19 protein-coding genes and 2 pseudogenes are annotated in these 24772 nt (G+C 68.4%); 10 read left to right on the top strand and 11 right to left on the bottom strand.

Features of this window, described 5'->3' with window-relative positions; genetic code table 11:
* The 5 genes and pseudogenes from U9R90_RS08680 to eccE all read right to left on the bottom strand — a co-directional run.
* A pseudogene (locus U9R90_RS08680) lies at positions 1–492 on the bottom strand (hypothetical protein); the annotation flags it as partial.
* Between the two features lie 537 nt (positions 493–1029).
* Positions 1030–1152 (bottom strand): annotated as a pseudogene (locus tag U9R90_RS08675) (SCO5717 family growth-regulating ATPase); the annotation flags it as partial.
* 370 nt (positions 1153–1522) lie between these two features.
* The gene (locus U9R90_RS08670) at positions 1523–1756 is read right to left on the bottom strand and encodes a DUF397 domain-containing protein (RefSeq protein WP_411055814.1); all 234 of its coding nucleotides are present in this window, start codon (positions 1754–1756) and stop codon (positions 1523–1525) included.
* Positions 1757–1961: 205 nt separating this feature from the next.
* Positions 1962–2681 (bottom strand): hypothetical protein, encoded by a 720-nt coding sequence (locus tag U9R90_RS08665; RefSeq protein WP_411055813.1) that lies wholly within the window; start codon positions 2679–2681, stop codon positions 1962–1964.
* A complete protein-coding gene (gene eccE / locus U9R90_RS08660; RefSeq protein WP_411055812.1) occupies positions 2678–4015 on the bottom strand; it encodes a type VII secretion protein EccE in 1338 nt (445 codons plus the stop codon). Before eccE ends, U9R90_RS08665 begins: the two co-directional genes overlap by 4 nt.
* 181 nt (positions 4016–4196) lie before the next feature.
* On the opposite strand from eccE, the gene eccB reads away from it, so the two are divergent.
* From eccB to U9R90_RS08620, 8 genes are all read left to right on the top strand, one after another.
* Positions 4197–5735: a type VII secretion protein EccB gene (eccB, locus tag U9R90_RS08655; RefSeq protein ID WP_411055811.1), complete on the top strand. Its 1539-nt coding sequence runs from the start codon at positions 4197–4199 to the stop codon at positions 5733–5735.
* Between the two features lie 13 nt (positions 5736–5748).
* Positions 5749–6996, top strand: a complete 1248-nt coding sequence (gene mycP / locus U9R90_RS08650) for a type VII secretion-associated serine protease mycosin (protein ID WP_411055810.1) — start codon at positions 5749–5751, stop codon at positions 6994–6996.
* Positions 6997–7230: 234 nt separating this feature from the next.
* A complete protein-coding gene (locus tag U9R90_RS08645; protein ID WP_411055809.1) occupies positions 7231–7662 on the top strand; it encodes a hypothetical protein in 432 nt (143 codons plus the stop codon).
* A gap of 6 nt (positions 7663–7668) precedes the next feature.
* Positions 7669–9441: a hypothetical protein gene (locus U9R90_RS08640; RefSeq protein ID WP_411055808.1), complete on the top strand. Its 1773-nt coding sequence runs from the start codon at positions 7669–7671 to the stop codon at positions 9439–9441.
* A 25-nt stretch (positions 9442–9466) separates the two neighbouring features.
* Complete coding sequence (locus U9R90_RS08635; RefSeq protein ID WP_411055807.1) at positions 9467–10732, top strand: S8 family serine peptidase; 1266 nt, start codon at positions 9467–9469, stop codon at positions 10730–10732.
* 78 nt (positions 10733–10810) lie between these two features.
* A complete protein-coding gene (locus tag U9R90_RS08630; protein ID WP_411055806.1) occupies positions 10811–11164 on the top strand; it encodes a WXG100 family type VII secretion target in 354 nt (117 codons plus the stop codon).
* A 70-nt stretch (positions 11165–11234) separates the two neighbouring features.
* Positions 11235–11537 carry a WXG100 family type VII secretion target gene (locus U9R90_RS08625; protein ID WP_411055805.1) on the top strand — a complete coding sequence of 101 codons (303 nt, stop codon included), beginning with the start codon at positions 11235–11237 and terminating at the stop codon, positions 11535–11537.
* A gap of 94 nt (positions 11538–11631) precedes the next feature.
* Positions 11632–12870 carry a hypothetical protein gene (locus tag U9R90_RS08620; RefSeq protein ID WP_411055804.1) on the top strand — a complete coding sequence of 413 codons (1239 nt, stop codon included), beginning with the start codon at positions 11632–11634 and terminating at the stop codon, positions 12868–12870.
* A gap of 24 nt (positions 12871–12894) precedes the next feature.
* Here the strand turns inward: U9R90_RS08620 and U9R90_RS08615 are convergent, their stop codons facing one another.
* From U9R90_RS08615 to eccCa, 6 genes are all read right to left on the bottom strand, one after another.
* Positions 12895–13935 (bottom strand): hypothetical protein, encoded by a 1041-nt coding sequence (locus tag U9R90_RS08615; RefSeq protein ID WP_411055803.1) that lies wholly within the window; start codon positions 13933–13935, stop codon positions 12895–12897.
* Positions 13936–14005: 70 nt separating this feature from the next.
* The gene (locus U9R90_RS08610) at positions 14006–14377 is read right to left on the bottom strand and encodes a hypothetical protein (RefSeq protein ID WP_411055802.1); all 372 of its coding nucleotides are present in this window, start codon (positions 14375–14377) and stop codon (positions 14006–14008) included.
* Between the two features lie 288 nt (positions 14378–14665).
* Positions 14666–15322: a hypothetical protein gene (locus U9R90_RS08605; protein ID WP_411055801.1), complete on the bottom strand. Its 657-nt coding sequence runs from the start codon at positions 15320–15322 to the stop codon at positions 14666–14668.
* A gap of 4 nt (positions 15323–15326) precedes the next feature.
* Positions 15327–17615, bottom strand: a complete 2289-nt coding sequence (locus U9R90_RS08600; protein WP_411055800.1) for a hypothetical protein — start codon at positions 17613–17615, stop codon at positions 15327–15329.
* A gap of 6 nt (positions 17616–17621) precedes the next feature.
* Positions 17622–18119: a hypothetical protein gene (locus U9R90_RS08595; protein WP_411055799.1), complete on the bottom strand. Its 498-nt coding sequence runs from the start codon at positions 18117–18119 to the stop codon at positions 17622–17624.
* 325 nt (positions 18120–18444) lie between these two features.
* A complete protein-coding gene (eccCa, locus tag U9R90_RS08590) occupies positions 18445–22416 on the bottom strand; it encodes a type VII secretion protein EccCa (protein WP_411055798.1) in 3972 nt (1323 codons plus the stop codon).
* A 232-nt stretch (positions 22417–22648) separates the two neighbouring features.
* Here eccCa and eccD point away from each other — a divergent pair, with 232 nt between their 5' ends.
* Both eccD and rpsO read left to right on the top strand, forming a co-directional pair.
* Complete coding sequence (gene eccD, locus U9R90_RS08585; RefSeq protein WP_411055797.1) at positions 22649–24154, top strand: type VII secretion integral membrane protein EccD; 1506 nt, start codon at positions 22649–22651, stop codon at positions 24152–24154.
* Between the two features lie 194 nt (positions 24155–24348).
* Entirely contained in the window at positions 24349–24636 is a 288-nt protein-coding gene (gene rpsO / locus U9R90_RS08580; protein ID WP_411055796.1) for a 30S ribosomal protein S15, read from the top strand.
* Positions 24637–24772 lie beyond the last annotated feature (136 nt).

Raw genomic sequence — 24772 nt, 5'->3', positions numbered from 1 at the left:
CTGGGCGGGGTCCGTCGGCCAGGCAGGGGGCGCGGGCTGCGGGTTCTGCGGCTGCGCCGGGGGCATCGCCGGGGCCTGGACGGGCTCCGCGGGCTGCTGCGCGGGCGCGGGCCACTGCGGCGCCGGGGTCGGGGCCTGCGGCTGGGCAGCGGACGCGGGCTGGAAGGCAGGCGGCAGCGGCGGAAGCCCACCACCCTGCAGCCCGCCCTGTGGCGCGGCACCAGGCGCCCAGGGCTGGCCACCGGGCACGGCGTCCTGCACGGAGTTGTCCGGGACCTCGTCCTGCACATCGTCCTGGGCCTCGTCCGGAACCGCGTCCCGCACCTCGTGCGCAACATCCTCCGGAACCGAGCCCTCCGGCACCGAATCCTCCGGAACCGAGTCCTCGGGCACGGATGCCTCGGGCGCGGAGTCCTGGGACACGGAGTCGCTGCCCCCACCGTTCCCGCCCGCCGCTACGTCGGCCACTGAAGCCGCATCGGACCCTGACATGGAGTCGGCGTCGGCGTCGGCGTCGGAGTCGGAATCGGAATCGGAATCGGGGTCGGCCGTCTCCGTGACCCCGGTCGCAACCTCCGAATCCCCAGATGAATCCTCGGACTCGTCCCCCGTGAGAGGAGCCGAAGGAACAGAACCCGACGGCTCGCCGTCGACCCCATCGCCCGTGCCACCGGCGTCCGCAGTCGCAGTCGCAGTCGCAGTCGCAGCCTCGGCCTCGGCTCGCTCCGCGATCTCACGCTTCAGCGCGCCTGCGGAGAACCGCATCGTGGCACCGCTCTCCAAATCACCATTGCCCGAGCCCTCAGAGCCCTCAGCCCCACCCTGCGCAACCGCAGGCGGCGCAGGAGCGACAGGCGGCGCAGGATCCGCCGGCGGCGCAGGCGCCACCGGCGGCGACCAGTTCGGCTCGAATCCACTCCCCGCAGGCAACCCCGGCACCTCCACCGGATTCCCGGCAGGCGGCGGCGGAGGAGGAGTCGCCCCGGCCGCCGAAGCCCCCGAGGTGTCACCCGACCCCGCCGCGTTCTGCGTGTACCAGGCAGGCGGCGTGTAGTCGATGGTGAACTCACCCGTCATCTCGGGCTCCGCGTCGGACTGATCGTCGACGGGCGTACCCCAGCCGCCGCGAATCTCGTCCCGATCGCTGTTCACTAATGCCTCCTGGTGTGGTCCAGCACCCTCAGTGCCGTGGTGGCGGCGGTCATTCACTGCCCGCCCATCGTCCGATCCCGGCTCTCCCCCCGGGACGCGCGCAGCCCGCACGCAGGTTCTGGCGCCGTTCCCGGACCCAGCCTAATCATCAGCACCACCACTACGGCAGGCCCGCCCATCCGTAGCCGACTGTCCCGTACGTCACGCCCCTCCCGGAAGTGACATCCGAAACACTCAACGCGCTGACCAAACCAGTCAATCCGCACCAAAGGCCCACCCGTCGGCGTGACACCGTACGAGGCCCCCACACGCCCCGCGTGGTGAGTGAGTCCCCAGGACCTTCACTCACCACACACCGGACCGTCACCACCTACCGCAGGTCGAACTCCCCGTCCCGCGCCCCCAGGACAAACGCCCGCCACTCCGCCTCGGTGTAGCGCAGTACGGTCCCGGGGTCCATCGACGACCGCATCGCCACCGCCCCACCCGGCAGATACGCGATCTCCACCCGCTCCTCGGCCTCCTCGGTCCCGGGCGGGCTCAGCCACTCCACATCCGAGATGTCCAGGGCGTACAGCTCGTCCTTCTCCTGCTGGGTCCCCATGTCGACGTCCTTTCACGTGCGTTCGCGCTTGTGGCAGCCATCGCCGCCAGAAGCCATGGTGCCCTGAACGAGCCCGCCGCGAAGCCGATACGAGTCCGATGCGACTCCGACGCGACTCCGATCCGAAATCCGATGCGACTCCGATGCGACTCCGATCCGAAATCCGATCCGAGTCCGACGTGAAGCAACGGGGCGCACCCCGCACTCAGTCCATCCGCCGAGCCACACCCAGCAGCCCGGACTCCGCGTCCGTCCCCACCGTCATCACCCACTGCCGCTCCCGCCCGGCGCACCACAGCGTGACCCCGTCCGCCAGCGTGGGCAGCGCCTCGACCTCCGCCCGCGACAGCCCCAGGATCTTGCCGATCTGCTCGGCCTCGCCCGGCGAGACCCGCTGGATTCCCACCAGCGACGAGCTACGCAGCAACCTGGGCGCCACCGGGCTCATATACGGCAGCAGCGTCAGCACGGACTGCCACGGCGACGACACCACCCGCCCACGCGGCGGCCGCATCCCGCAGTCCCGTACCACCAGCACCGGACTGCCGACCGTCGCCCCCGTCGGCGGCACCCGGCCCACGTCGTGCAGCGTGATGCACTCCAGGCCCGCGCCCGCAGCCTGCGCCAGGGTGGTCCACGCCTGCGCGCGACCCGTCTCGACGGCGACCCGCGCCCCCGTCCCCGCCGTACGCAGGGCCACCACCTGGGCCGTCCACAGGCCACCGATCAGCAGCACCTCGTACGGCACCGGACGGTGGAACCCCACTATCTGGGGGCGGCCCTCGGCGTCGTCACCGATCACCACGCCGTCGTCCCCGACGGGCAGTGACAGCGCGCCGAGAGCGTCCGTGGGCACGGTGTGCCCCGCGTGCCGAGGGCCGAGAAGTCCGCGGAACCGGCCGGCAGGTGAGATCGAGGTGCTCATCGCGCACCTCCCAGGGGCAGCGTCGCAAGCACTCCCGGCTGTTGCTCACGGTCAAGTCGTACGAGGCTCACCTTCGCGGAGCGTGCGGCGCTCTCCAGCGCCCGTCGCACGCCGACGAGGTCGTTGTCGGAGCCACCGGTGATGCGTACGTGGCCGCCGACATTGATCGACTCGTGGTGCGAGCCGCGCCGCACGGTGAGGCTGAAGGTGGTGGCGTATGCGGGGATCGAGGTCAGCAGGGACACCAGTTGGGGCAGCGGAGTCGCCGCGCGCCCCAACTCGGGCCAGCGGCCCACCGCGTAGGTGGTGTGCCAACGGTCGTCGCAGCGCCACACGCGCGCGGTCTCCTGGGTCCGGCGCTGCGGCGGGGCGTCCGGCCTGGCCGCACGGGCGGCGCGCATGGGGCTGGCGCAGGCCGACGTCGCCACCGCGGAGTTGAGTTCCTCCTGGTCGAGTACGACGGCCCGGAACCCGGCACCGGAGACGCGGCTCGCCACATGGTCGGCCGCGCGCACCAGGCAGCGCTGCGCCCCCTCGACACCGCCACCGCGCGCCTGGACGGCCTCCGAGCACAGCTCCGGGTTCAGCTTCAGGGCAACCCAGGTCATCCGCAGGGCGGGCGCCCCGGTCCGCTCCTGCAAGGGGGTGTACGAAAGGCGGGCCACGGACTGCTGAGGCAGATGCGGGGCGGGCGCGGACCGCACCTGCTGCACCAACTGCGCGGACTCAAGGGCGATGTCGTCCACTTCGAGAGCGTCCGCCAGGAGACTCAGCGGCAGCGCACGCGCGCCGAACGCGGGCCGCAGCGCCTCACTGCCCGCCTCGACCCGCACCACAGCGGTGAGGAAGCTACCGTCGCCCAGCATGCCGACGGTGCGACGTCGCTTGCGGTCGACAAAGGTGTACGGCTTGAGCCCCGGCGCGCACTCGGCGACCGGCGCCAGGGTCGGGTCGGTGTCCGGCGCTGCGGGTGCGGTGATGCGCTTGCGCGTACGCAGCCTCAGGACGGTCGAGAGCCAGTCCTGGAGGGCGTGACCGCGGCGGCGGATCACCGCGAGGAGCATCAGCACGCCGGCCACGACACAGGCCGGGACGAGCCAGAAGTCGCCGAGAGCGAGTCCGACGGCGACCAGCGCCAGCGCGGACTCCACGAGAACCAACTGCCGCAGCTGCACTGGCCCGATGCGGCTGGTACGTGCGAGGGGGCGCAGCGTCGTCGTCGCGGGGACGCCCTGGGCGGTGCGCGCATCCGGGGCGTTGCTGCGTTGCCGTCGGGAAGTCTCAGGCGCTCGACCGGTGGTCCGCCCGTTTCGCGCACGCGTCGCCGTACTCATCGCCGCGTTGCCCCCTCGTGTCCGCAATAAACCAAATTCTCATGGGCGTTGACCGGGCGATCACCCTACCTGAGCAGTAAGAGGGCAAGCGCCAACAGGCATAGTAGGGGCGGCCCGAAGGCAGGCGGTCCCGACGAGTGTGGGAACCTGGTCGCCCGGCGGGGAGAGGGACAGCGGACAGATGGCATCACGACGGGACGAACTGAACGCCTACACCTTCGCGAAGCGGAGGCTGATTGCGCAGTTCGTACAGCCGAATGCGACGGGTTCGGAGGAGGGCGCGCCGCGCCCGCTGCGCGCGGTGCTTCCCGGGGCCATCGTGGGTGTGGTGATCCTCGCGGTCTTCGGCGCGTGGGGCATGTTCAAGCCGGTCGCTCCCAAGGACTGGAACAAGCCCGGCGAGAACGTGATCATCGCCAGCAAGTCCACGACGCGGTACGTCGTACTGACCACCGGAAAGAAGACGCAGCTGCATCCGGTGCTGAACATGTCGTCGGCCAAGCTCCTGCTCAACCCCGACAAGGGCAAAGTCATCAACGTTGACGAGTCGGTCCTCGACAACGGCAAGATCCCGCACGGCGCCACACTCGGGATCCCGTACGCCCCCGACCGTCTGCCTGACCCGAAGGAGGCCGGCAAGGCCAAGCGGTGGGCGGTGTGCGAACGTCCGGGCGAGGGCGGCCGGGCGATCCAGAAGGCCGCCTTCGTCCTCGCCGAGCGCGAGGCGGAGAAGACCGAGGGAACCAACCGCCTCCGAGGCGGCGAACTCCTCTACGTAGAAGGCCCCGACAAGACCCGCTATGTGGTCGACGCCAAGGGCACGGCGTACCGCGTGGACGTGGAGGACGAAGACAAGGGAGAACTGCTCCTGCGCCAGCTGGTCGGCCAGGACCGTGCGGCCCAACGCGTCTCCGAAGCCTGGCTGGACACCCTTCACCAAGGTGACACCATCTCCTTCCCGACCGTGCCGGGACAGGTCGGCACCGCCGCCGGCGCCCCCGGGCTCCCGGCCGGAGTGAACAAGATCGGCATGGTTCTGTCCGCGACGGACGGCACCAAGAAGCAGCGGTACGTCGTCCTGCGGGGACGGGTCGCCCCGGTCTCGGACTTCACGGCCAAGCTGCTGCTCAACAGCCGCCAGCTCGTCAGCCTCGGCCAGAACGGACAGGAGACCCCCGTCAGCGCGGGCGCCTTCCAGCCCGGCCGGGAATTCGGCCAGTCCAAGAAGTGGCCGACCGCCGAGCCCAAGCCGGTCAACGAGGCAAGCACGGCCAGCGGCAGCAGGAACACCGTGTGCAACGTCCTGCACAAGGTGAACGCCGGCAACGGGAGGACCACACTGAGCACCTGGGCGGGCACCGACTTCCCCGCCACGCTCCCGACCGGCTCCAGCAGCGCCTACGTCACCCCCGGATCCGGCCAGCTCTTCCGGCAGTTCAAGGGCTCCAGGACCGACACCGGCTTCCTCTTCCTCGTCACCGACACCGGTCTGCGCTACGCGATGCAGTCGAACGGCGACAGCGCCACCGACGACTCCGGCATCGGCTCCTCTGGCTCCGCGGAGGAGAAGCGGGCGCGCCAGGCGGAGGCGCAGCAGGCCCAGAACCGGCTCGGCTACAAGAACGTGGACCCGCTGCCCATTCCGGCCCAGTGGTCGACCTTCCTCCCGACAGGCCCCCGGCTCTCCACCGGCGCCGCGAGTCAGCCCCAGGGCTCGTGAGGCCGGTACGACGATGAAGACCTACGGACGCCGACGCCCGCTGATCGTCTCGGCCGCCGCGACGCTCACCATGATCGGTCTGCCACTGTCGCCCGCGGCGGCGGAGGACAGCACGCAGTGCACCTTCCCCAACAAGAAGTACGAGGGCCGCCCCTGGTCCCTGCAGCGCGTCCTGCTCGACGAGTTGTGGCAGCAGTCCACCGGCGAAGGCGTACGCGTCGCGGTCATCGACACCGGCGTCGACGTGAAGAACCCGCAGCTGACGAAGGCCGTGGACACCAAGAGCGGCATCAATCTCATCCCGAAGAACATCAAGGACGACAACGGCGACAAGATCGAGCGCGGCAAGGAGAACGGCACCACGGACACGGTGGGCCACGGCACCAAGGTCGCGGGCATCATCGCGGCCCGCCCGGCCAAGGGCACGGGATTCGTCGGCCTCGCACCCGACGCCACGGTCATCCCCGTCCAGCAGAACGACGCCGAGGGCCACGGCACGGCCGAGACACTCGCCGCGGCGATCAAGCACGCCATCGACGAGCGGGCCGACGTCATCAACATCTCGCAGGACACCGCGAACGCCGTGGAGCCCGCCCCCGTACTGAAGCAGGCCATCGACAATGCGCTGGCGCGAGAGATCGTGGTCGTGGCCTCCGCGGGCAACGACGGCCTCGGCGGCAAGGACAAGAAGACCTACCCGGCGTCCTACGAAGGTGTCCTGGCCGTCGCCGCGTCGGACCGCAACAACGAACGCGCCGCCTTCTCGCAGTCGGGCGACTTCGTCGGTGTGGCCGCCCCAGGCGTCGACATGGTCTCCACCGTGCCGGGCGGCGGCCACTGCGCCGACAACGGCACCAGCTTCTCCGCCCCTTACGTCGCGGGCCTGGCCGCCCTCATCAGGGCCAAGCACGACGACTGGACGCAGCAGCAGATCGTCGCCCAGATCCAGCAGACCGCCGAACGCTCCATCGCCGGCCACGACCGCCTCGTGGGCTGGGGAGTGGTCGACCCGGTCCGGGCCCTCACCGAGGACGACCGGCCCATCGAGAAGCCGGTCGCCCACGAGGGAGTAACCCGCGTGAAAGCACCCACCCCGGCCAAGCTGCACCCGGGCGAGACACCGGAGCAGCGCGACGCCCGCCTGGCGACGTACGCGATGGTCGGCGGGGGAGCGGTGGTCGCGGCGGTGGCCGGCTCGGCGGTGGCACTTCGGGACTCCCGGCGCAGGAGACGGCGGATCGCACGGGAGGCCGCGGGTTGATTGCAGCCGCACAGAAACCAGGCTCGCCGAACCGTAGAAGTCTTGTGAAGTCTCGCGAAGTCTCGTAACGAATAAGGCATTTGGGGCTGTCATAGCTGTTGACTAGAGTGACGTGCGGTGCGATCGGTGCGATCGGTGGTCGGCGAGCCACCACCACGATCGCAATGTGCGGCAGCTGAAGTAAACGGGGAGGAATGGGCATCGTGCTCGAGATAGTCGGTGGCGGGGGCAGCTGTGGCGAGTGACCTCGAGCGTGGCGTAAGCGCGCTGAAGAAGTTCCGGCGGCACGTCGACGCCGTGCTGGCCGACCTGGAGGGCGGCGAGGGGGGAACCTCCAAGGTCGCCATGGAGCGGGTGACGCGTACGTCGTTCGGCGTCGGCATCCCGTTCGGAGAGGCGGAGGGCTTCTACAAGGAGTACAACCGCGTCCACAAGTCACTGGTGTCGCTGTCGAAGTCGCTGGGCGACCAGATCGAACTGCTGACCATCGGGGTCCACGCGGCCGATGTCGGTTACGACAACGTGGACGATGCGGAGCGCCGTCGCTTCCACGCGATCCGGGCACGTTTGGACATGGAGCGGGACGCGTCCGAGGACCCGGACCAGACCCCTGGTCCCGCGCAGCCTCGCCAGGACGCCAAGAGCGGTACGAAGGACCTGGGGTGATGACCGATGAGCGACAAGAAGAAGCCTGAGCCGACGCTGACTCCGCAGGAGCAGGCGCAGCAGAAGGACGAAGCCCAGATCAACGGGCAGTTCGCAGCAACCGACATGCTGGAACGAGCGAACGACCTCTTCGAGGCCATCGGCTTCGGCCCCAGAGGCAGCGTCTTCGGAGCGACCGCGTTCGACGGCCGGAAACTCAACGAGATGCTCGACTTCCTGGAGAGCGCGAACCCGGCCGACCTCGAGCACGCCGGCGAGACGCTCGAGAAGGCGACGACCGCCATCAACAAGGCCGCCAAGGACCTCAACGACTTCGTCAAGCAGACCGACTGGTCGGGCGAGGGCGCCACAGAGTTCCAGCGGTACGGGGCCGATGTCGTCAGCTACGCCTGGCGCATCGGCAAAATGGCCAACGCGGTCGGCGCCCAGATGAAGGTGGCCAGCACAGGCCTCACCTCGGTACGCAACGCCAGGCCGCCGCGCGACGGGCGCTTGATCCAGAAACGCCCCGACGACTTCGAAATCCCGGAGCGGACGGACAGCAACCCCGACTACCAGAAGGCCCTGCAGGTCGAGAAGGACCGCCAGGAGACCATCAACCAGATGAACCGCCTGGCGTCGTTCTACGCGGTCTCGCAGCAGACGCTGGCGTCGCAGGAGGCGCCGCGGCCGCCTAGGGCTTATGGGGCGGCGGTGCCGGAGCCGACAGGGCGGATTGTTAACCCCGTAGGGAATTCCGACTCTGGTGCGTCTCGAGAGGATCTGTCACAGTCCTCCGTCGCGCGCACCGAAGCGGGTGAGACGGGCGTCGGCGAGATGCCACCCCGGACTGGGGCGCTCGGCAAGGCGGAGCCGGTTCCGGCCTCCACCTCCATGGAGATCGACACCGTGACGACGCTTCCGCCCACCACGCCCACTGCCACGCCGCCTTCTCCCACGACGGGAACACCTCCCACGAACCAGGGTCCGGTTCCCCCCATGTCGCAGAACTACGCTCCCCCGGTGTCCAAGGCAACGCCCCGAGTCGGGCGGGCTGGCGATCCCCGAAGGAGTGCTACTTCCGGCACCAGGCCGCCCATGGAACGCTCCGGCAAGGCCGGTGAAGCCGCGACTCGACGGGCCGCCGGAACTCCGGGAAAGAATGGAGCTCCTCCAGGGCGAGCCCCGTCGACGGCCAACGGGCGCCCCGTTACAGGTGGACGTCCTCCCGCCATGGGCACGCCGACCAACAACACGACGCGTCCAGGCGTCGGCGGAGCCAAGGGCCAGCCGCCTGTTGTCGGTCGGCCCACTGGTACGGGACAGCCCACTGGTGGCGCCAAGGGCCAGTCACCTGTTGTCGGTCGGCCTACCGGTACGGGACAGCCTGCCGGAGGGCGCAACGCAGGCCCCACAGGGACTCGTGGCGGTCGGAGCGATGGAATCGTGGGCGGGAGGCCGCAGCGGGTCACCGGCGGGACCACGGGGTCGCGCCTACCGCGGGGAACAGTCATCGGTGGCGAGAGCCCGGGCGCGGGGCGGCCCAGCCCTCGGCAGGTTGGCCGGGGCACCCCCAGCACGAGCGGAGTCGTCGGGACACCGCGTGCGCCTGGCACTCGTGCCGGTACCGGTGCGAGGCCTACTGGAGGCACGGCTCCAGTAGGCGGTCGTGGAAACCAGCGTCAGCGAGGTGACGAGAATCAGGACCGCGAGGGCTCAACTCGCCCGGACTACCTGACGGAAGACGAAGAGACGTGGACCAACCGCCGGCGTGGGCCTGTGCCGCCGGTGATCGAGTAAGCGCTGGGGAAGGTTCAGAGTCAGGATGGCGGCGGGAATGATTGAGGCACGAAGGTCTCGGCGACGATTGATCAGCACTGTGACGGCGGTTGCGGCGCTGGCAGCGGGTTTCTCGGGGACCGCCCCAGCAGTTGCTGCTGACGCGCAGTCACAGCAGTGGTACCTGGATGCCATGAACGCTGAGGAGATCTGGAAGACCTCAACGGGTCAGGGGATCAAGGTCGCTGTCATCGACTCTGGGGTGAACCCAAACACCTCGTCCCTCAAGGGCCAGGTCCTGAAGGGGGCGGATGTCGCAGAAGCCGAGGGTGACGAGACCGACGACTACAGGGGGCACGGGACGACGATGGCCGAACTCATCGTTGGTACCGGGGCAGGCGGCGGACTGAAGGGGCTGGCACCCGCAGCCAAGGTCATTCCGTTTCGGGTCAGCGATACCGAGCTGCAGAACAACGAGAAAGTGAACGCTTTCGACATGCGGGAGGCGATCAAGGCCGCAGCTGACAGCGACGCCCGGATCATCAATATCTCCATGGCGAGCGATTTCTACAGCACCGAGACCCGTAAAGCTGTCAAGTATGCGCAGAGGAAGGGGAAACTCCTTTTCGCAGGCACGGGCAACGACGCTGTGAAGGCTAACAAGCCGCAGTATCCAGCGAGTTATCCCGAGGCGATTGCTGTGGCAGCTTCAGATCGTAGCGGAAAGGTGGCTGACTACTCCCGTCATGGCGACTTCGTAGACATCGCCGCGCCCGGCAGTGACATTCCAGGATGGTGCGACGAGACCTTCAAGGAGTACTGCAAGGGCAGCGGCACGAGTAATGCCACAGCCCTCGCCTCCGCCTCCGCCGCCCTCATCTGGTCCGCCCACCCCGACTGGACCGCGAACCAGGTCCTCCGCGTCATGATCGAGTCGGCCGGCCGCGGCAAGGACTGGAAAAAGGGCACGGTCAGCAACTACCTCGGCCACGGCATCGTCCGGCCCGGCGCCCACATCAACCGCGGCCTGGGCAAGCCCGGCGACCCGAACATCAGCCCGCTCACCAACAAGCGGACCGACGGCAGGTCGTCCGACCCATCCGCATCCGCCCCCGCCTCACCGAAGCCCTCCGCACCAGCTTCGTCACAAGCCCCCGCAGACAAGGCCGGCTCGGACACCGTCGCGGCAGACTCCAGTTCAGGTTCCTCGGACGGCAGTGGCCCGCCCGGATGGATGCTCGCCGCCATCGCCGCCGTCGCGGTGATCGGAGGCGGCGCCTTCGCCGTCGCACGGAAGCGCCGCAGCGCCTGACCGGACCGCCGGGCTCCGGGAGCCCTTTCAAACCACAACCCAGCCCGCCACAACAGTAATTCAGAGGGGAAACGCAACATGGCACAAGGACAGCGGCTTTCAGATCAGCAAGTAGTCAAGCTTGAGAAGGAAATCCTCGCGAAGTTCAACTCGATCAAGGGCCAGCTCACGCAGATCCAGGGCACGATCGACAGCCTCGAGGGCCAGTGGAAGGGCATTGGCGCCGGGGCATTCAACAGCAAGCAGTCCGAAATCAACACCTCGATGGTGCGTCTCGGCAACATCCTCGCAAAGTTCCTCGATGGCATGAACACATCGCGGAAGATCAAGGATGGCACGGAGGACGAGATCCGAGCTGCCGTGCAGAGCATCAACGTCGATCTCGGTGTCGGCACCAACGCCGCCCCGAAGTCGGGCATCAGCAGCCTCTAGAACCACTGGGCGAACCCGATCCCGGCAGGTCCAAGAGCCGGATGAAAATAACACGTGAGAAGAGGAAATCATGAGCACGAACTCAGCAGACGAACTCGTCGTCAAGTACGACGGCCTCGACGTGGCGGCGACGACGCTCGGTAATCAGGCCAAGAAGCTCGAGCAGGACCTGCGTGACATCAGGACGGCCATGATGAGCGTCGCCGCCGGCTGGGAGGGCGAGGCGCACTCCACCTACGTCACGGAACAGCAGAAGTGGGACAAGGAAGCTAACGACATCCACACGGCCCTCAAGCAGATCGGCCAGGTCGTCGCAAACGCAGGCGGCGAGTACATGGGCGGCGACAAGAGGGCAGCCAGTTACTTCCTCTAGGCACTGAACGCCGTACGCAGACACAAGGGGTGGGCACGCGCGAGGGGTGCCCACCCTGTTCTTCGTGAACCGCGCCAGTCGCTAGGCTGCTCGGATGCGTGATCGGGGAAGCGGTGGTGGCGGTGGTGGCGGTGGTGGCGGTGGTGACGGGAGTGCCGAAGGGCGCGGGAGCGGGTCCGCGGACCGTTCCACCGAGCGGGGTGGCTGGTTCCGCCGGCTGAGGAGGCACTGGCTGCTCGTCTCGGGGGTGGCCGTGGTGGTGCTGGCGGCCGGGGTGACGATCCCCCTGGCGGTCGCCGACTCCAGTGATGACGAGCCCTGTTGGCAACTGCCCGCCGAGGCACGAGCCCTCGCCGACGATCCCGCGGCCGCGACCAAGGCCCTCGACCCGGGCGACGACCTCGCCCGCCTCGGGTCCGCGAGGAAGCTGCTGGCGCACGAGAAGGTGTGCGGCGACGGCGCCCGCCTCCTGGGTCGCATCGTGGACGCGGCCACCCGTTCCGCGGGCCCCGGGAAGCCGCACACCTTGGCGCAAGCGCGCAGCGCCTATGCCGTTGCCGCCGCGCTCGACCATGTCGAACTCCCCGCGGGCCTGGCGCCGGGCGTGGCCCGGATGGTGGCCGAGTATGTGGTGGACGCGGCGCGGTACCACCGCTACAACCGCCATGCGTCCGGCCCCGCTGAGCCCTCCGACCAGGCCAGGGCCGACCGGAACGGCTGGGTCTGGCTCGGCCGCTTCCTCGCCCCCCGCGAAGCGCACGCCACTTTTGAGTACGCCGACGGCATCATGGACACGGACGCTGACATCGAGCACCTGGTCGCCGAACTCGCCATGGACCCCGAGGCGTTCGCGATCCTCTACGACGCCGAACGCGCCTACTTCGCCCACTACCTGGAGCGGCTGACCGACCAGGGCGGCGACCCGGCCTTCCGTCCCTCAGGCCGTGACACCACCTCGACCGCGACAACCTGGCCCGACAACGACCTCCAGGACGTGGCAGACCGTGTCGGTGACCTCATGAAGTACCGCGCCCGCTACGCCAGGGATGGCACGATCGCCGATCTCGCCGCCTTCGACGCGACCGTACGGGAACACACGCGCGGCACCTTCCGCCCCGCATCCCAGCAGCTGGACACCCGTCCACCCATGGGCGGCATCGCGGACCGGCCGGTCGCCGGGCCGGTACGCGGCGACCTCATGGACGGACGGCACCAGCTGTTCTCGGTGCTGGACCGCTGGGCGAAGGAGCGGAACGTGCCGGCGCGCCGCGCGGATGCGATGCGGCAACTGCTGGACGACGCGTACGTCCGCGCGCTGTGGCTGAGGACCTGACGCCGACGCCCAAGCCGTGCGGCGTCAGAAGGAGAGTCGCAGGCCGGAGCAGCCCCGCCGACGCGTCTGATCCTGTGCGAACTCCTTGAGCATCCGCCGCTTCATGGTTTCGCCAACTCCCGGAATGTCATCGGAAGCAGCGAGAGCGAAATGGGCCGCCTCGCCGCCGCAGCGGGCGCTGGCTGTCATGGAACGCCTCTCGCCCTTGTCCCTGCCGGCGGTGAGGCGGTTGCTCCAGTCGCCGTACAAGGCGACGAAGTACATGCCCTTCCCTCCCGCCCCGGACTCCTCCTCGCGCCCGACGGACAGGTCGCAGTACCCCATGGGCGCAGCGTCGTTGGTGCCCACCGTGACCCGCCAGTCCCTGCTCTTGGACAGCCCGGCCCTGGTCACCCACCCGCATCCGGTGTCCCTCGCCTTCGACAGCGACACCGGCGCCGGGCGGTCATCGGAGTCCTGGGGGTCGACCGGCACGGGCTCCCCCTTCGGGGCCTTGAGGGGCTTCGCGCCACAACCGAGCGTTTTGGAAGCGGAGTTGGCGAGCGAAACGGCCGTCCGGTACACGGCTCCCGGCACCCCGTAGTTGGCGTCCCGTCCCGTCCGCGTATGCACGAGCAGCTTGCGCTGCCTGCCGTCGGCGTCCTTGCCGAGATCCGGGCACGGCAGCAGTAGCTGGATGGTGCCGAACTTGTCGATGAACCCGGGCAGCCCGTCAGGCACCGGAGCCTGCGGCGAGAATTCCTCATTCGAGACGGCCGTCATGAACTCCCGGTCCTGGTCGTCCCGCCGGGTGAAGGCCTGCATCACCACGAGCCGCTCGTCGTGCACCTCGTCGCCCTCCATGGTGAGGCTGCAGGAGTAGGACCCCAGGCCGTCGATCTGCTGGGACTCCTCAGCCTTCAGATGCGAGTCCTCCGGCGAGAGCTGCTCTACCGCGTCTCGGGGCAGCGCCCCACCACAGGCGTTCCGCGCCAGGACCCAGTCCCGCACAGAGGGCTCGGCGACCTTCCCACCCACGCCCAGGACCACCGCGACCACCAACGACACCTTCACCCAGCGCCGCATCGTTTCCGCCCCCGTAGCACCGACCACCGACAACAACTGAGGGCCCCTTGCCCCACATACGCCCAGGACCCTACTCGTGGCCGTCCAGCTCCTTGCGCGCGGCCATGCACTCCAGCTTCCGCGAGCGCAACGCAGCCGCCGCTCCCGACAGTTCGGATACGAGCAGTTCAGCTACGGGCACGGCGTCACGGAGCCCGCGCTCGCAGAGCGCACCCTTGACTGGGCCTCGTGCCAGCCTGGCGTGGTACGCCCCGCCAGGAAGACTCAGCGACGTCGAGCGGTTGTCGACGGACGGCGGTACGGACGGCGGCGTCGCCTCTGTATCCGCAGCCGTGAACGAGGCGATCGATGCGCTCGAAAGGATCAGCGAGCGGCAGTCCCGGGGCCGCCCCTTGGCCTCACAACTCGCACCACAGGTCGATATCCGGGTGGACTCGCTCACGCAGACAGCTTGAGTGTGAGTAGGCCCATTGCCGCACCTCACCGCCCCGCGCCGGGTCCACCGCACCAAGTCTGAGCTCGGTCGCCCCCTGGTCCTGATCAAGATCGATGATCAGGCAACAGAAGCAACAGGTGGGGTTCGAGCTCAACGATGCACTCCCTGGCGGCCGAGACAACGGCGCTGAACACACCGTCTCGCAGACCATACGTCGAACAGACGCCCCGATAGCAGGACAGCCCCTGGCTGCACCGCGACCGCTACTGATGCACTCTGCGGACCCCCTCTCGTCTACGAATCGCGACCGACCTGCGGAGAGGCGGCCGGGATCTTGGAAGGGAGGTCGCACTCAGCCGTCTTGTGCGCGAAACGCGCCGACCCCACGGCCAGGTCGACCAAACGCTGCTCCACCTTGGCCTTCTCCGATCCTTCGTGACCCCTCAGGTGGACCACAACGCTCAGGCTGTAGCTGCCTCCCACGACACTCCCCGGGGCCGAGCAGGGCACGAGCAGCGCTGCTTTGCCTCCTTCGACGACCCCCATGGCCCCTGCTTCGAAGGAGGTGGCTCGAGAGGCGAGGTCTTCCCCGATAGCCTCCGCCGCCCAGCTCTGAGACGGCTTGGCGACCATCATCTGTGTCCGCGCACTCAGCAGAACGCTGCCTTCGCCCCAGACGAGGCAGTCGGCGGTGAAGCTCGAACCTCCCTGCGCGACCGTCTCGCCGTCGGTCCTGTCGTCGAAGGAATACTCCGTTTTGTCTGGAAGGACGTCTTTCAGGGCTGGGACGGATTCCCCCTTGTCCCCCAGTGATTCGCATACCTCCTTCGAGCTGATATCCCCGCTGCGTTCGAATGGGGGGAACCCGCTGAGGTAAGCAAAGACTGCGGCCGCCCCCGCGATCGTGGTGATCGCGACGAGGAGAGTCAGCTTCTTCGGCACGCCGTTCACAGAGTCACCCTTCCTTGTCCAACGCCTTGGGAACTCCCTGACCGTCGCAGTAGTCCGCGACATTGGTCTTGGCGTTGTTGAAGCCCTGCTCGGCGGCGGTGGCGGCTGAGGAGACGATGTGGGGGGAAGGGTTCTTGGCGCTTTCGCCCGCCTTCTGTGCCGCTGCCTCGACAAGGGTGTACGTCGACTCGCGGGTGTCGTTGATCTCCTTGCCGTTGCGATAGATCACCTCGTCCGAGCTGTCCTTCATCGCACCGTCTGTCAGAGCCCCGATGATCTCGCCAGTGGCCGTGCCGGCGAGGCCACCCGCCACGACCCCGCCCGGACCGGAGAACGGTGCCGTCGCCAGCCCGACGCCGATGCCGACACCACTGCTGACCCAGGTACTCGTCGTCGTGATGGCATCGTTGAACTCCTGGTCCTTGGCGCCGCCTTCGACCTCGTTCGCGTAGGCTCGACCGGCGCCGATCGTCCCCTCGATCTCCCCGGCGACCCTGGAGACGTCCTCGATGGTCTTCTTGAGGTTCTCGTCCTCGCTGTAGTTCTTGTCTGCCAGATACGCGTCGGGATTCGCGAAGTGGTACTCCATCAGGGACGTGGTGTAGCTGTGCTGACCGGTATTGACGGCGGCGTAGCCGTCCGGGTTCTGGCCCACCGTGTACAGGTAGCGCGTGATGTCCTGTTCGCTGAGAGTGGCCGCCGTCCCGGCGACGGGGAAGAGATTCTCCTCGTTCTCCTTGCCCGGGTGCAGCCCTCGGTTGATGTCCGGCATGTACTCGGCAGCGATCTGACCGAGACTGTCGGACATATAGCCGTGATCGGTGAGTCGCTTGGGGTTCTCGGAGACAGACTGGAAGATGCTCTCGACGAGTTCGGCCTGCCCGTCGTTGTGGGCTGGTGTGTCGAGCGTCGGCATCTCTCCGGCCGGGTGCCCGGTTGTCGCCGCCTCCAGGGCCATCGCCAGGTTGTTGCGCCCTGTGATGCTGTCCTCGCCTTTGTTGTCGATCTCCTTCGGCCAGTCGCGTTCCTCGAAGAGGTATTGGAAGTTGCTGAGCCCGACCTTGCCGTTCTTGCCGTTGCCGTCGGTGTCCCGTTCGAAGTCGTGGTCCTCGTCCTTGGTGACGAAGTCGGCGTTGAAGAAGTCGGTGGCCGCGCCGGGACTGTTGGCGAGCGCCTTCATGAAGCCGGTCATCGGGTCGGAGCCCGAGTCGGTCCCGGTGCGATTGAGGTACGGGTCCATGCCCATGTGCTGCCAGGCCATCGGCGTGTGACCGCCGTTGTCGGTCAGCTTCTTCTCGGTCTCAATCAGCTTGCTTCCGTAGTCCGTCAGGAAACGGTCGTCGTAGTCGCCCCAGCGCATCAGGTTGCTCATGACCTGGAAGCCCATAGTCCTGCTGTTCTTGGAGACGGGCTCGTCGCCGATATTGACCATGTCGTACTTCCACCCGGACATCCCGGGCGTGTCCGCCTGACTGGCCGTGGCGAGCGTCAGGCTCAGGTGCTTCTGGAGGTCGTCGTACTGGTCGACGCGCTCGGAGCCGACCTTGTACGCGGCATGGGGATTGTTGATGCCTTCCCAGAAGTTGAGCGTCCCCTTCGCGCCCAGGGTCGTGGCGAAATGCTCTGCGAAGATCTCGTCGCCCGAGTACTTCTCCAGGCCCGACTTCAGGGTGTCGAAGTCCTTCGGCGTCATGTCCTCGGGCTTCTTCTTCGCCACGGCAGCGAGCCGCTCGGCCTCCTTGACGGCGTTGTCTGCCGCGTCACGGTCCTTGTACTTGGCGTCCGAGAAACCGTAGTCCGTGAGGTCCACCAGCGCCTTGAGCGACGTAGACGCGGAACTGTCTATCTCGGTTGCCTTGTCCAGGATCCCCTGGAGCTCGCCGGCCAGGGCGTCGACATCCTTCTGGCCATTGGGAGCCTTCTCGTCAGGGTTCTCACGTACGACGAAGCCACCGTCCTTCGCGGAGACCGTCAAGTTCTTGCCCCGCCCACGGTCGATGGCCTCCTTGAGTAGGCGCTGCTGTGTCTTCAGCTCGTCCCGGGTGTCGCGCATGATGTTGCGAATCGACGTCGCCTGGGTGACGGCATCGCCGAACTCGCCGGCGGTCTTGCCGATGAACTCACGTGACACAGTGGCGTTGTAGCCGGCCCAGTTGGCCTTCTTGGCCTGCCCATGGAGGCCGTCCTTGGCGTCCTGCTTCAGTTCCTTCAGTTTGGTCAGCATGCTCGTCCAGTCGCTGACCGTGTCGTCGAGTAGTTTGAAGTTGGCCGAGTGCAGGGCTTCGAAATCCATCAGGAGTCAGTCCTTGTCCTTCTCGTCCTTCGGCCCGTAGATCTTGTTCTTCTCGCCCGACTTCGCCCAGTCCTCGTCGAATCCCGCGTCGAGTGTGTGGATGCTGCTCACGTGCCGCTGGATGAAGACCTCATTGCCGGCGTGGGCGTTCTTGGTGAAATCCATGTGGTTGGAGATCAGCGCGCACGCGTCCATGACCGAACCCAGCTGCCTGTCCCACCGGTTCGACACATGCTGCAGCGCCTTGCCGAGGGCGAACCCCTGCGAGTCCAGATCGGTCGCCGCAGAGTCCGTGCTCGTGACGCGTGCCTCCTTCCACAGCCGGTTGTACAGCTTGAAGGCGTGGTCCCCGATCTTCGCCAGATCCCGCTGATGCACCTCGAGATCACCTTGCGGACCGCCCGCGTTGGGTCTGTCCTCGGGAGGTAGCCCGTTCAGCTGCATCCGGGCCGACTCCCTCTCGGCCGCCGCGGCTTTCAACTGCTCCCACTCGTCCCAAGCCATCCGCTGGGCTCCTTCCCCCGTGTACCGATGGACGGTTGCATTCCGCATCAACCTATTGACGTGCTACGACTACGGGCAAGGGCTGTCTGTGACGTTGGTGTCGACGTCGTGCACCGAGTTGTTCACAGCATGCGCCGGACTGACCGGACAGCGGCTTCGCCCGCCCCATCAGGCAGGACGGACGACGCAGCCGACGGCTCGTGCGCTTCCGGGTTGTCGAAGTGGCGAGCCCGGAAGCGTCACCACAGCCCGCGCGGCTCGGCGCACAGGCCGACGGCGACAAACGCCACCGCGAATGTCGCCGCGAACACCGCCCCGCCGATCGTCAGGACTCGTCCGTCGGCATGCGGCCCGTCTGCACCAACGGATTGCCCCGCTGCCGTGAAACGAAGATGCCCCGGCCCGCCGGCATAGGCCGCATCCGTACGCCGCCGAGGACATCGCCCTCCTGCGGATCACCGGAGAGCAGTACGCCCTGCGCGCCGAGTTCCATCATTCGCTGCATGAAGGGTTCGTACGAGGTGCGGCTCGCCCCCGCGCTGTGGCGGGCGATGATGAAGCGGACGCCCACGTCACGTGCGAAGGGCAGGTGCTCGGCCAGCGGGGCCAGCGGGTTCCCGCTCGACGTGGAGACCAGGTCGTAGTCGTCGACCACCACATAGACCTGCGGCCCCTGCCACCAGCTCCGGTCGCGCAGCTGCTGGGCCGTGACATCCGCGGACGGCGTCCGGCGCTGCATCAGGTCCGCGAGCGCGTCCACGTGATGCGTCATGTTGTTGGACATGGGGACGTACTCGGTCAGGTGGCTGGCCGGCGTCACATCCAGGAGCGCACGCCGGTTGTCGATCACGAAGAGCTTGGCGGAGTTCCCGTCGTACCGCTCCGTCACCTGCTTGATCAGAAGCCGCAGCAGGTTCGACTTGCCCGACTCGCTCTCACCGAAGACCAGGAAGAACGGATCGCGGTCGAAGTTGACGAAGACCGGTTCCAGGGCGTTCTCGTCGATGGCGAACGCCACGCCGCGCTGGGGTTCCGCGTGGCCGGCCGGAAGGCTGTGGGCCGGCAGCTCGCGCGGGAGCAGCCGTACGGCCGGAGCGGCGGGCGCGGTCCAGTGACGGGAGACTTCCTTCGCCATCGCGGCCGTGGCCTCGGACAGGTCGCTGTCGGCGTTGACCCCGTCGATACGTGGCACAGCCCCCATGAAGTGCAGCTTCTCCGGAACCAGACCGCGGCCGGGCACACCGCTGGGGACGTTGACGGCGACCTTGCGGTCCACCTCCGAGTCCATCGTGTCGCCCAGCCTCAGCTCCAGCCTGTTCATCAGGTGGTCCTTGATGTTGGACCGGACCTCCATGGAGCGCGACGCCGCGAGGATCACATGGATGCCGTAGCCGAGTCCGCGTGCGGCGATGTCCAGCACCGCGGGCTCGAGCCCCTCGTAGTCGTTACGGAAGTTCCCCCAGCCGTCGATCACCAGGAAGACGTCGCCCCACGGCTGGTCCGTGACCGAGATGTCGCCGCGCTGCCGCATCCTGCGGTAGGTGGCGATGGAGTCGATACCGGCGCTGCGGAAGTACTCCTCACGGCGGGTCAGGATGCCGTAGACCTCGGCCACGGTGCGTCGCACCCGCTCGGGGTCGAGACGGGACGCGACACCGCCGACATGCGGCAGGCCGGACACCGACGACAGACTGCCACCGCCGAAGTCGAGCCCGTAGAACTGCACCTCCTGCGGTGTGTGGGTCAACGCGAAGGCGGAGACGATGGTCCGCAGCAGCGTGGACTTGCCCGACTGCGGGCCGCCGATGATCTGCATATGCCCCGCGGCCCCGGAGAAGTCCCGGTAGAGGGTCTCGCGACGTTGCTCGTACGGCTTGTCCACGACGCCGAGCGGGACGACCAGCCGACCGGCACCCTCGTATCCGGACTGTGTCAGGCCGCGGCCCTCGACCCCGGTGAGACCGGGCAGCAGTTCGTCCAGCGACGGCGGGTTGTCGAGCGGCGGCAGCCACACCTGATGCGCCTCGGCGCCGCGCCCTTCCAGCCGCCGTACGATCACATCGAGGACGGTGTCCGCCAGGGCGTCGTCCTCGGCTGTGCGGGGCTCCGGGACGCCAGTTTGCGCGGCCGGCTCGAAGTACCGGACAGGGACAGGCGACGCGGTGAACGTGACCGGCCGGCGGTCCACCGGCAGGGGCCCACCGGGAGTTACGGCCTGCTGACTGGTGCGGTAGACCCCGGACACGTACGCCGCCTTGAAGCGGACCATCTCGTCGGTGCCGAACTTGAGCAGCCCCGACCCGGGGACGTTCGGCAGTGAGTATGCGTCCGGGACACCGAGCGCCGCACGGGACTCGGCCGCGGAGAACGTCCGCAGACCGACCCGATAGGACAGGTACGTCTCCAGACCGCGCAGCCGGCCCTCCTCCAGGCGCTGCGAAGCCAGCAGGAGATGCACACCCAGAGAACGTCCGATCCGGCCGATCTGCACGAACATCTCGATGAAGTCCGGCATCGCGGTGAGGAGTTCGCTGAACTCGTCGATCACGAGAACGAGTGACGGGATCGGCTGCAGCGGTGCGCCCGCTGCCCGGGCCTTCTCGTAGTCGTGGATGTTCGCGTAGTTGCCGGCGTCGCGCAGCATCTCCTGGCGGCGGTTGAGCTCGCCCCGGATGGAGTCGCCCATGCGGTCGACGAGGGTGAGGTCGTCGGCGAGGTTGGTGATCACGGCCGCGACGTGCGGCATCTGGGACATGCCCGCGAAGGTGGCGCCGCCCTTGAAGTCCGCGAGGACGAAGTTCAGCGTCTCGGACGAGTGGGTGACGGCAAGACCGAGTACGAGCGTACGCAGCAGCTCGGACTTGCCGGAACCCGTGGCGCCGACACACAGACCGTGCGGGCCCATGCCCTCCTGCGCCGCTTCCTTCAGGTCCAGCATCACGGGGCTGCCGTCCTCGCCGACACCGATCGGCACCCGCAGCCGCTCGGACTGCGAACGCGGCCGCCAGGTGCGGCTGACGTCGACCGACGCGGCGTCGCCGAGGTTCAGCAGATCGGTGAACTCGAGGTTGGCCAGCAGCGGTTCGTCGTCGTCCGCCCCCGCCCCCACACGCAGCGGGGCGAGTTGCCGGGCGAGTGCCTCCGCGGCCTCGAGACTCAGCTGGTCGGGGGTTCCGTCGTACACCAGGTCGTGGCCGGACTCCAGCTGCAGGGAGTCCGGGTGGACGATGACGGACAGACCGCCGCGGGCCCCCGTGAGCTCGCCGGGGACGACCTCGATGATCGTCACGCCCTGAAGGCCCTCGGGAGTGGCCAGCGCCGATGGCTCGGGCACTGACCGGCCGTCGAGTACGACCACGATGTGCGGCTGGTCCAGGAGGGGGTGGTTGCCGCCCTGGAAGCGCGGACGTCCTTCCAGACGGGTGGCGAGCATGTCCTGCAGGTCGTGTGCGTCGGTGGTGATCAGACGCCGGGTGCCCGCGCCGTCGCCCTCGCCGGGGGCCTGGACGTGCGGCAGCCACTTCGCCCATTCCCACTGCGGCGCGGCAGCGGAGTCGGCCGCCACCGCGATGACCAGGTCCTCGGGGGAGTGGAGTGCGGCGAGCGAGCCCACCAGCGCCCGAGCGGCCGAGCGCACGGAGTCCGGATCCCCGCTGACCGTCAAGTGGTAGAAGGCGCGCAGGGACACGGCCATCGGAAGGCCGTCGAGGGTGCTGTGCGCGTTGAGGAACTGCTGCATCGCGCCCGCGGTGAGCGGTTCGAGGTCGTCGACCGGAGCGGTGTCGGGGGCGATGAGGGGCGTGGCGAGCTGCTGACTGCCCAGACCGATGCGTACCTGGCCGAAGTCGCCGTCGCCGGTGCGGCGCTCCCAGACCCGGCTCCCTTCGGCGACGAGCGCCCACAACTGCTCGGGGGACGGGTGCAGATAGAACTGCGCATCACGCTGGCGGTGCGCCGTCTTCAGCACCGTGCGCCGCGTCTGCGCCAGATACTTGAGGTAGTCACGCCGCAGATCCGCGAGTTGGCCCTGGGTTCCGCGCCGGTAGCGGACGAGCATGGCGACGCCCATGGCGACCGTCGACGCGATCATCACCATGCCCATGATCCGCATGATCGGGTTCGGGGTCATAAAGAAGAAGACGACCGAACCGCCCATGCCGAGCATCGGCAGCAGCTGCATCAGGGCGCCTTCCTGCTGCCCGCGGGGCAGTTCCGGCGGCGGTTGCAGCTGCACCTGCTCGTCGGGCACTTGGGACGGCAGGGCCCGCGGTGGGCGCTTGACGACGATCTGACTCACAGCTCACCAATTCCCTAGCCGGACGGAAATGTTCCGCTCCGCGCGCCCCCGTGGCGACGGGCTCCATCCGCGGGGAGGGATCCTACTTGCGCGACGAGTCGGAGCCGGGCGGTAGGGTGACGCGACGTGTTCGCGTGGCCGTCAAGCGGCCGTGAACTACCGCAAAGAAGCGGTGATTCGGAATGTCAGGCTTGCCAGCCAGGATCACCACGAGGGGAAGCAGCAGGTGAGTATGTCGGCCCCAGCCACGGCCACCGGAGGCGGTCAAACGGCTCCCGCGACTGTGTCCAACGGCAGCACCGGCTTCTGCCGGGTCACGGTCGTGGCACCGGACGGCCGCGTCGACGTCGCCCTGCCCGAGGACATCGCCGTCGCCGACCTGTATCCGGAGATCCTCCGTCTGTCGGGTCAGACGCCGACGCCGGGTGCCCCCGTCGGGTACCACCTCGTGCGGCGCGACGGCACCGTGCTCGACGGCGGCCGGTCCCTCGCCGCCCAGCGCATCCTCGACGGTGAACTGCTCTCGCTGCGGCCCTTCGCCGAGTCTCTGCCGCCCGCGGTCTTCGACGACGTCTCCGACGCCGTGGCCTCCGCCGTCGCCCGCGACCGCACCCTGTGGAGCGACGACCTGATGCGCGGCGCCGGCCTCTTCGGCGGCTCGGCGCTCCTGGTCCTGCTCGCCTTCGTCCTGTGGAGCGCCGCCCCCGGACACGACATGCACGGCCTGCCCGGCATCCTGGCCGCGGTCACCGGCGTACTGCTGCTCGCACTCGCCGGGGTGCGTTCGCGCGTGTACGACGACCGCGGCTCGGCCGTCGCCTTCGGCCTCGGAGCCCTCGCGAACGTCGCCGTGGCCGGGGCCGGCCTGCTCGCGCCCGCCGCGGGACAGGGCAACGGACGGCTGCAGTTCCTGCTCGCCTGCGCCGCCGTCCTGGTGGCCTCGGTGGTCCTGGTGATCGTGACGCCCAGTGGCGACGGTCCCTTCGTCGCCTTCGTCCTCGCGTCGACGATCGGCCTGCTCGTCACCTTCGTCGCGATCCTCACCGGAATCGGTCCCGTCCAGAGCGCCGCCGCGTGCGTGCCGCTCGCCGTGGGTGTCCTGGCCTTCCTGCCCGGTCTCTCGGCGCGCTTCGCCCGGCTGCCCATCGGGTTCGAACCGCCCCGTACGACGGTCGGTGCCTACGGCGACGCGGACGACGCCACCCCGCCCGGCCCGGTCGACGCCGCCCGTATCGCCGCCCAGGCACGCCGCGGCCACGAGCTGCTGGTCGGCCTGGTCGGCGGCTGCGCTCTGGTGACCGCCGCCGCGGCCGCCGTCCTGGGTTTCTCCGACAACGTGTGGGGACAACTGCTCGCACTCGCCACCGGTGTCGCGATGCTGATGCGCGCCCATCTCTTCCGCTACACCGCGCAGGTCGGCGTCGCACTCGCCGCGGGTCTCGGCGCCCTGCTGCTGCTCGGCCTCGGCCTGGCCCTGAACCCGCCCGCGGAGTTGTGGAGCGAGGCCGCGAAGGGGGATGGCGCGGGCCTGGACATCCGCATGATCTGGCTGACCGCCGCGATCGCCGCCATGGCCGCGACCCTCACCGCGATCGGACTCATCGTGCCGCGCAAGGGCGTCACCCCGTTCTGGGGCCGCCTCCTCGAGGTCGGCGAGACCTTCGTCCTGCTGACGCTGCTCCCGCTGTGCCTCGCCGTCTTCGACGTCTACCACTCGATCCGCGCACTGACGTCCTGAGGTAAGCCGTCCTGAGGCGGGCTGGTACTCTGTGTAACACCCGTCTGTGTACGCGCCCCAAATCGTGAGCGACGACCCCCATCGTCACTCATATGGAGCAGCGCCCGACGGTCCCCCGCCTCCGAGTCACGGAAGCTCTCTGAGAAGTAGACCAGGAGCACTCGGCGGCACCACGAGACAAACGAGGAGTTCGCGTGTCGCTCGACACCGCCACGAAGAAGCAGATCATGGCCGAGTTCGCCACCAAGGAAGGTGACACCGGCTCCCCCGAGGTCCAGGTGGCGATGCTCTCGCGTCGTATCTCCGACCTGACCGAGCACCTGAAGACCCACAAGCACGACCACCACTCCCGCCGTGGTCTGCTGATCCTGGTCGGCCAGCGTCGCCGCCTTCTGCAGTACCTGGCCAAGAAGGACATCCAGCGCTTCCGTACGCTGGTCGAGCGCCTCGGCATCCGCCGCGGTGCGGCGGGCGCCAAGTAAGACATGCCGAAGGGAGCGGTTCCCACCTAAAGGGGGCCGCTCCCTTTGCTGTACGTGCACAGTCGCACCGGGGCTTTGTAGTCTGGTCGCACGGCACTGTGTGAGACGTACGACACGTACGACTCGACAACGCAAT

The sequence above is a fragment of the Streptomyces sp. E11-3 genome, from assembly GCF_046540415.1.
Classification (GTDB): domain Bacteria; phylum Actinomycetota; class Actinomycetes; order Streptomycetales; family Streptomycetaceae; genus Streptomyces.
Note: the sequence above shows the minus strand (reverse complement) of the source record. Positions and strands in the feature narration are given on the sequence as shown.

Coding starts and splice junctions, on each gene's coding strand:
- U9R90_RS08670 (WP_411055814.1), bottom strand. CDS start 1,756: ATGGGGACCCAGCAGGAGAAGGACGAGCTGTACGCCCTGGACATCTCG.
- U9R90_RS08665 (WP_411055813.1), bottom strand. CDS start 2,681: ATGAGCACCTCGATCTCACCTGCCGGCCGGTTCCGCGGACTTCTCGGC.
- eccE (WP_411055812.1), bottom strand. CDS start 4,015: ATGAGTACGGCGACGCGTGCGCGAAACGGGCGGACCACCGGTCGAGCG.
- eccB (WP_411055811.1), top strand. CDS start 4,197: ATGGCATCACGACGGGACGAACTGAACGCCTACACCTTCGCGAAGCGG.
- mycP (WP_411055810.1), top strand. CDS start 5,749: ATGAAGACCTACGGACGCCGACGCCCGCTGATCGTCTCGGCCGCCGCG.
- U9R90_RS08640 (WP_411055808.1), top strand. CDS start 7,669: ATGAGCGACAAGAAGAAGCCTGAGCCGACGCTGACTCCGCAGGAGCAG.
- U9R90_RS08635 (WP_411055807.1), top strand. CDS start 9,467: ATGGCGGCGGGAATGATTGAGGCACGAAGGTCTCGGCGACGATTGATC.
- U9R90_RS08630 (WP_411055806.1), top strand. CDS start 10,811: ATGGCACAAGGACAGCGGCTTTCAGATCAGCAAGTAGTCAAGCTTGAG.
- U9R90_RS08625 (WP_411055805.1), top strand. CDS start 11,235: ATGAGCACGAACTCAGCAGACGAACTCGTCGTCAAGTACGACGGCCTC.
- U9R90_RS08620 (WP_411055804.1), top strand. CDS start 11,632: ATGCGTGATCGGGGAAGCGGTGGTGGCGGTGGTGGCGGTGGTGGCGGT.
- U9R90_RS08615 (WP_411055803.1), bottom strand. CDS start 13,935: ATGCGGCGCTGGGTGAAGGTGTCGTTGGTGGTCGCGGTGGTCCTGGGC.
- U9R90_RS08600 (WP_411055800.1), bottom strand. CDS start 17,615: ATGGATTTCGAAGCCCTGCACTCGGCCAACTTCAAACTACTCGACGAC.
- U9R90_RS08595 (WP_411055799.1), bottom strand. CDS start 18,119: ATGGCTTGGGACGAGTGGGAGCAGTTGAAAGCCGCGGCGGCCGAGAGG.
- eccD (WP_411055797.1), top strand. CDS start 22,649: ATGTCGGCCCCAGCCACGGCCACCGGAGGCGGTCAAACGGCTCCCGCG.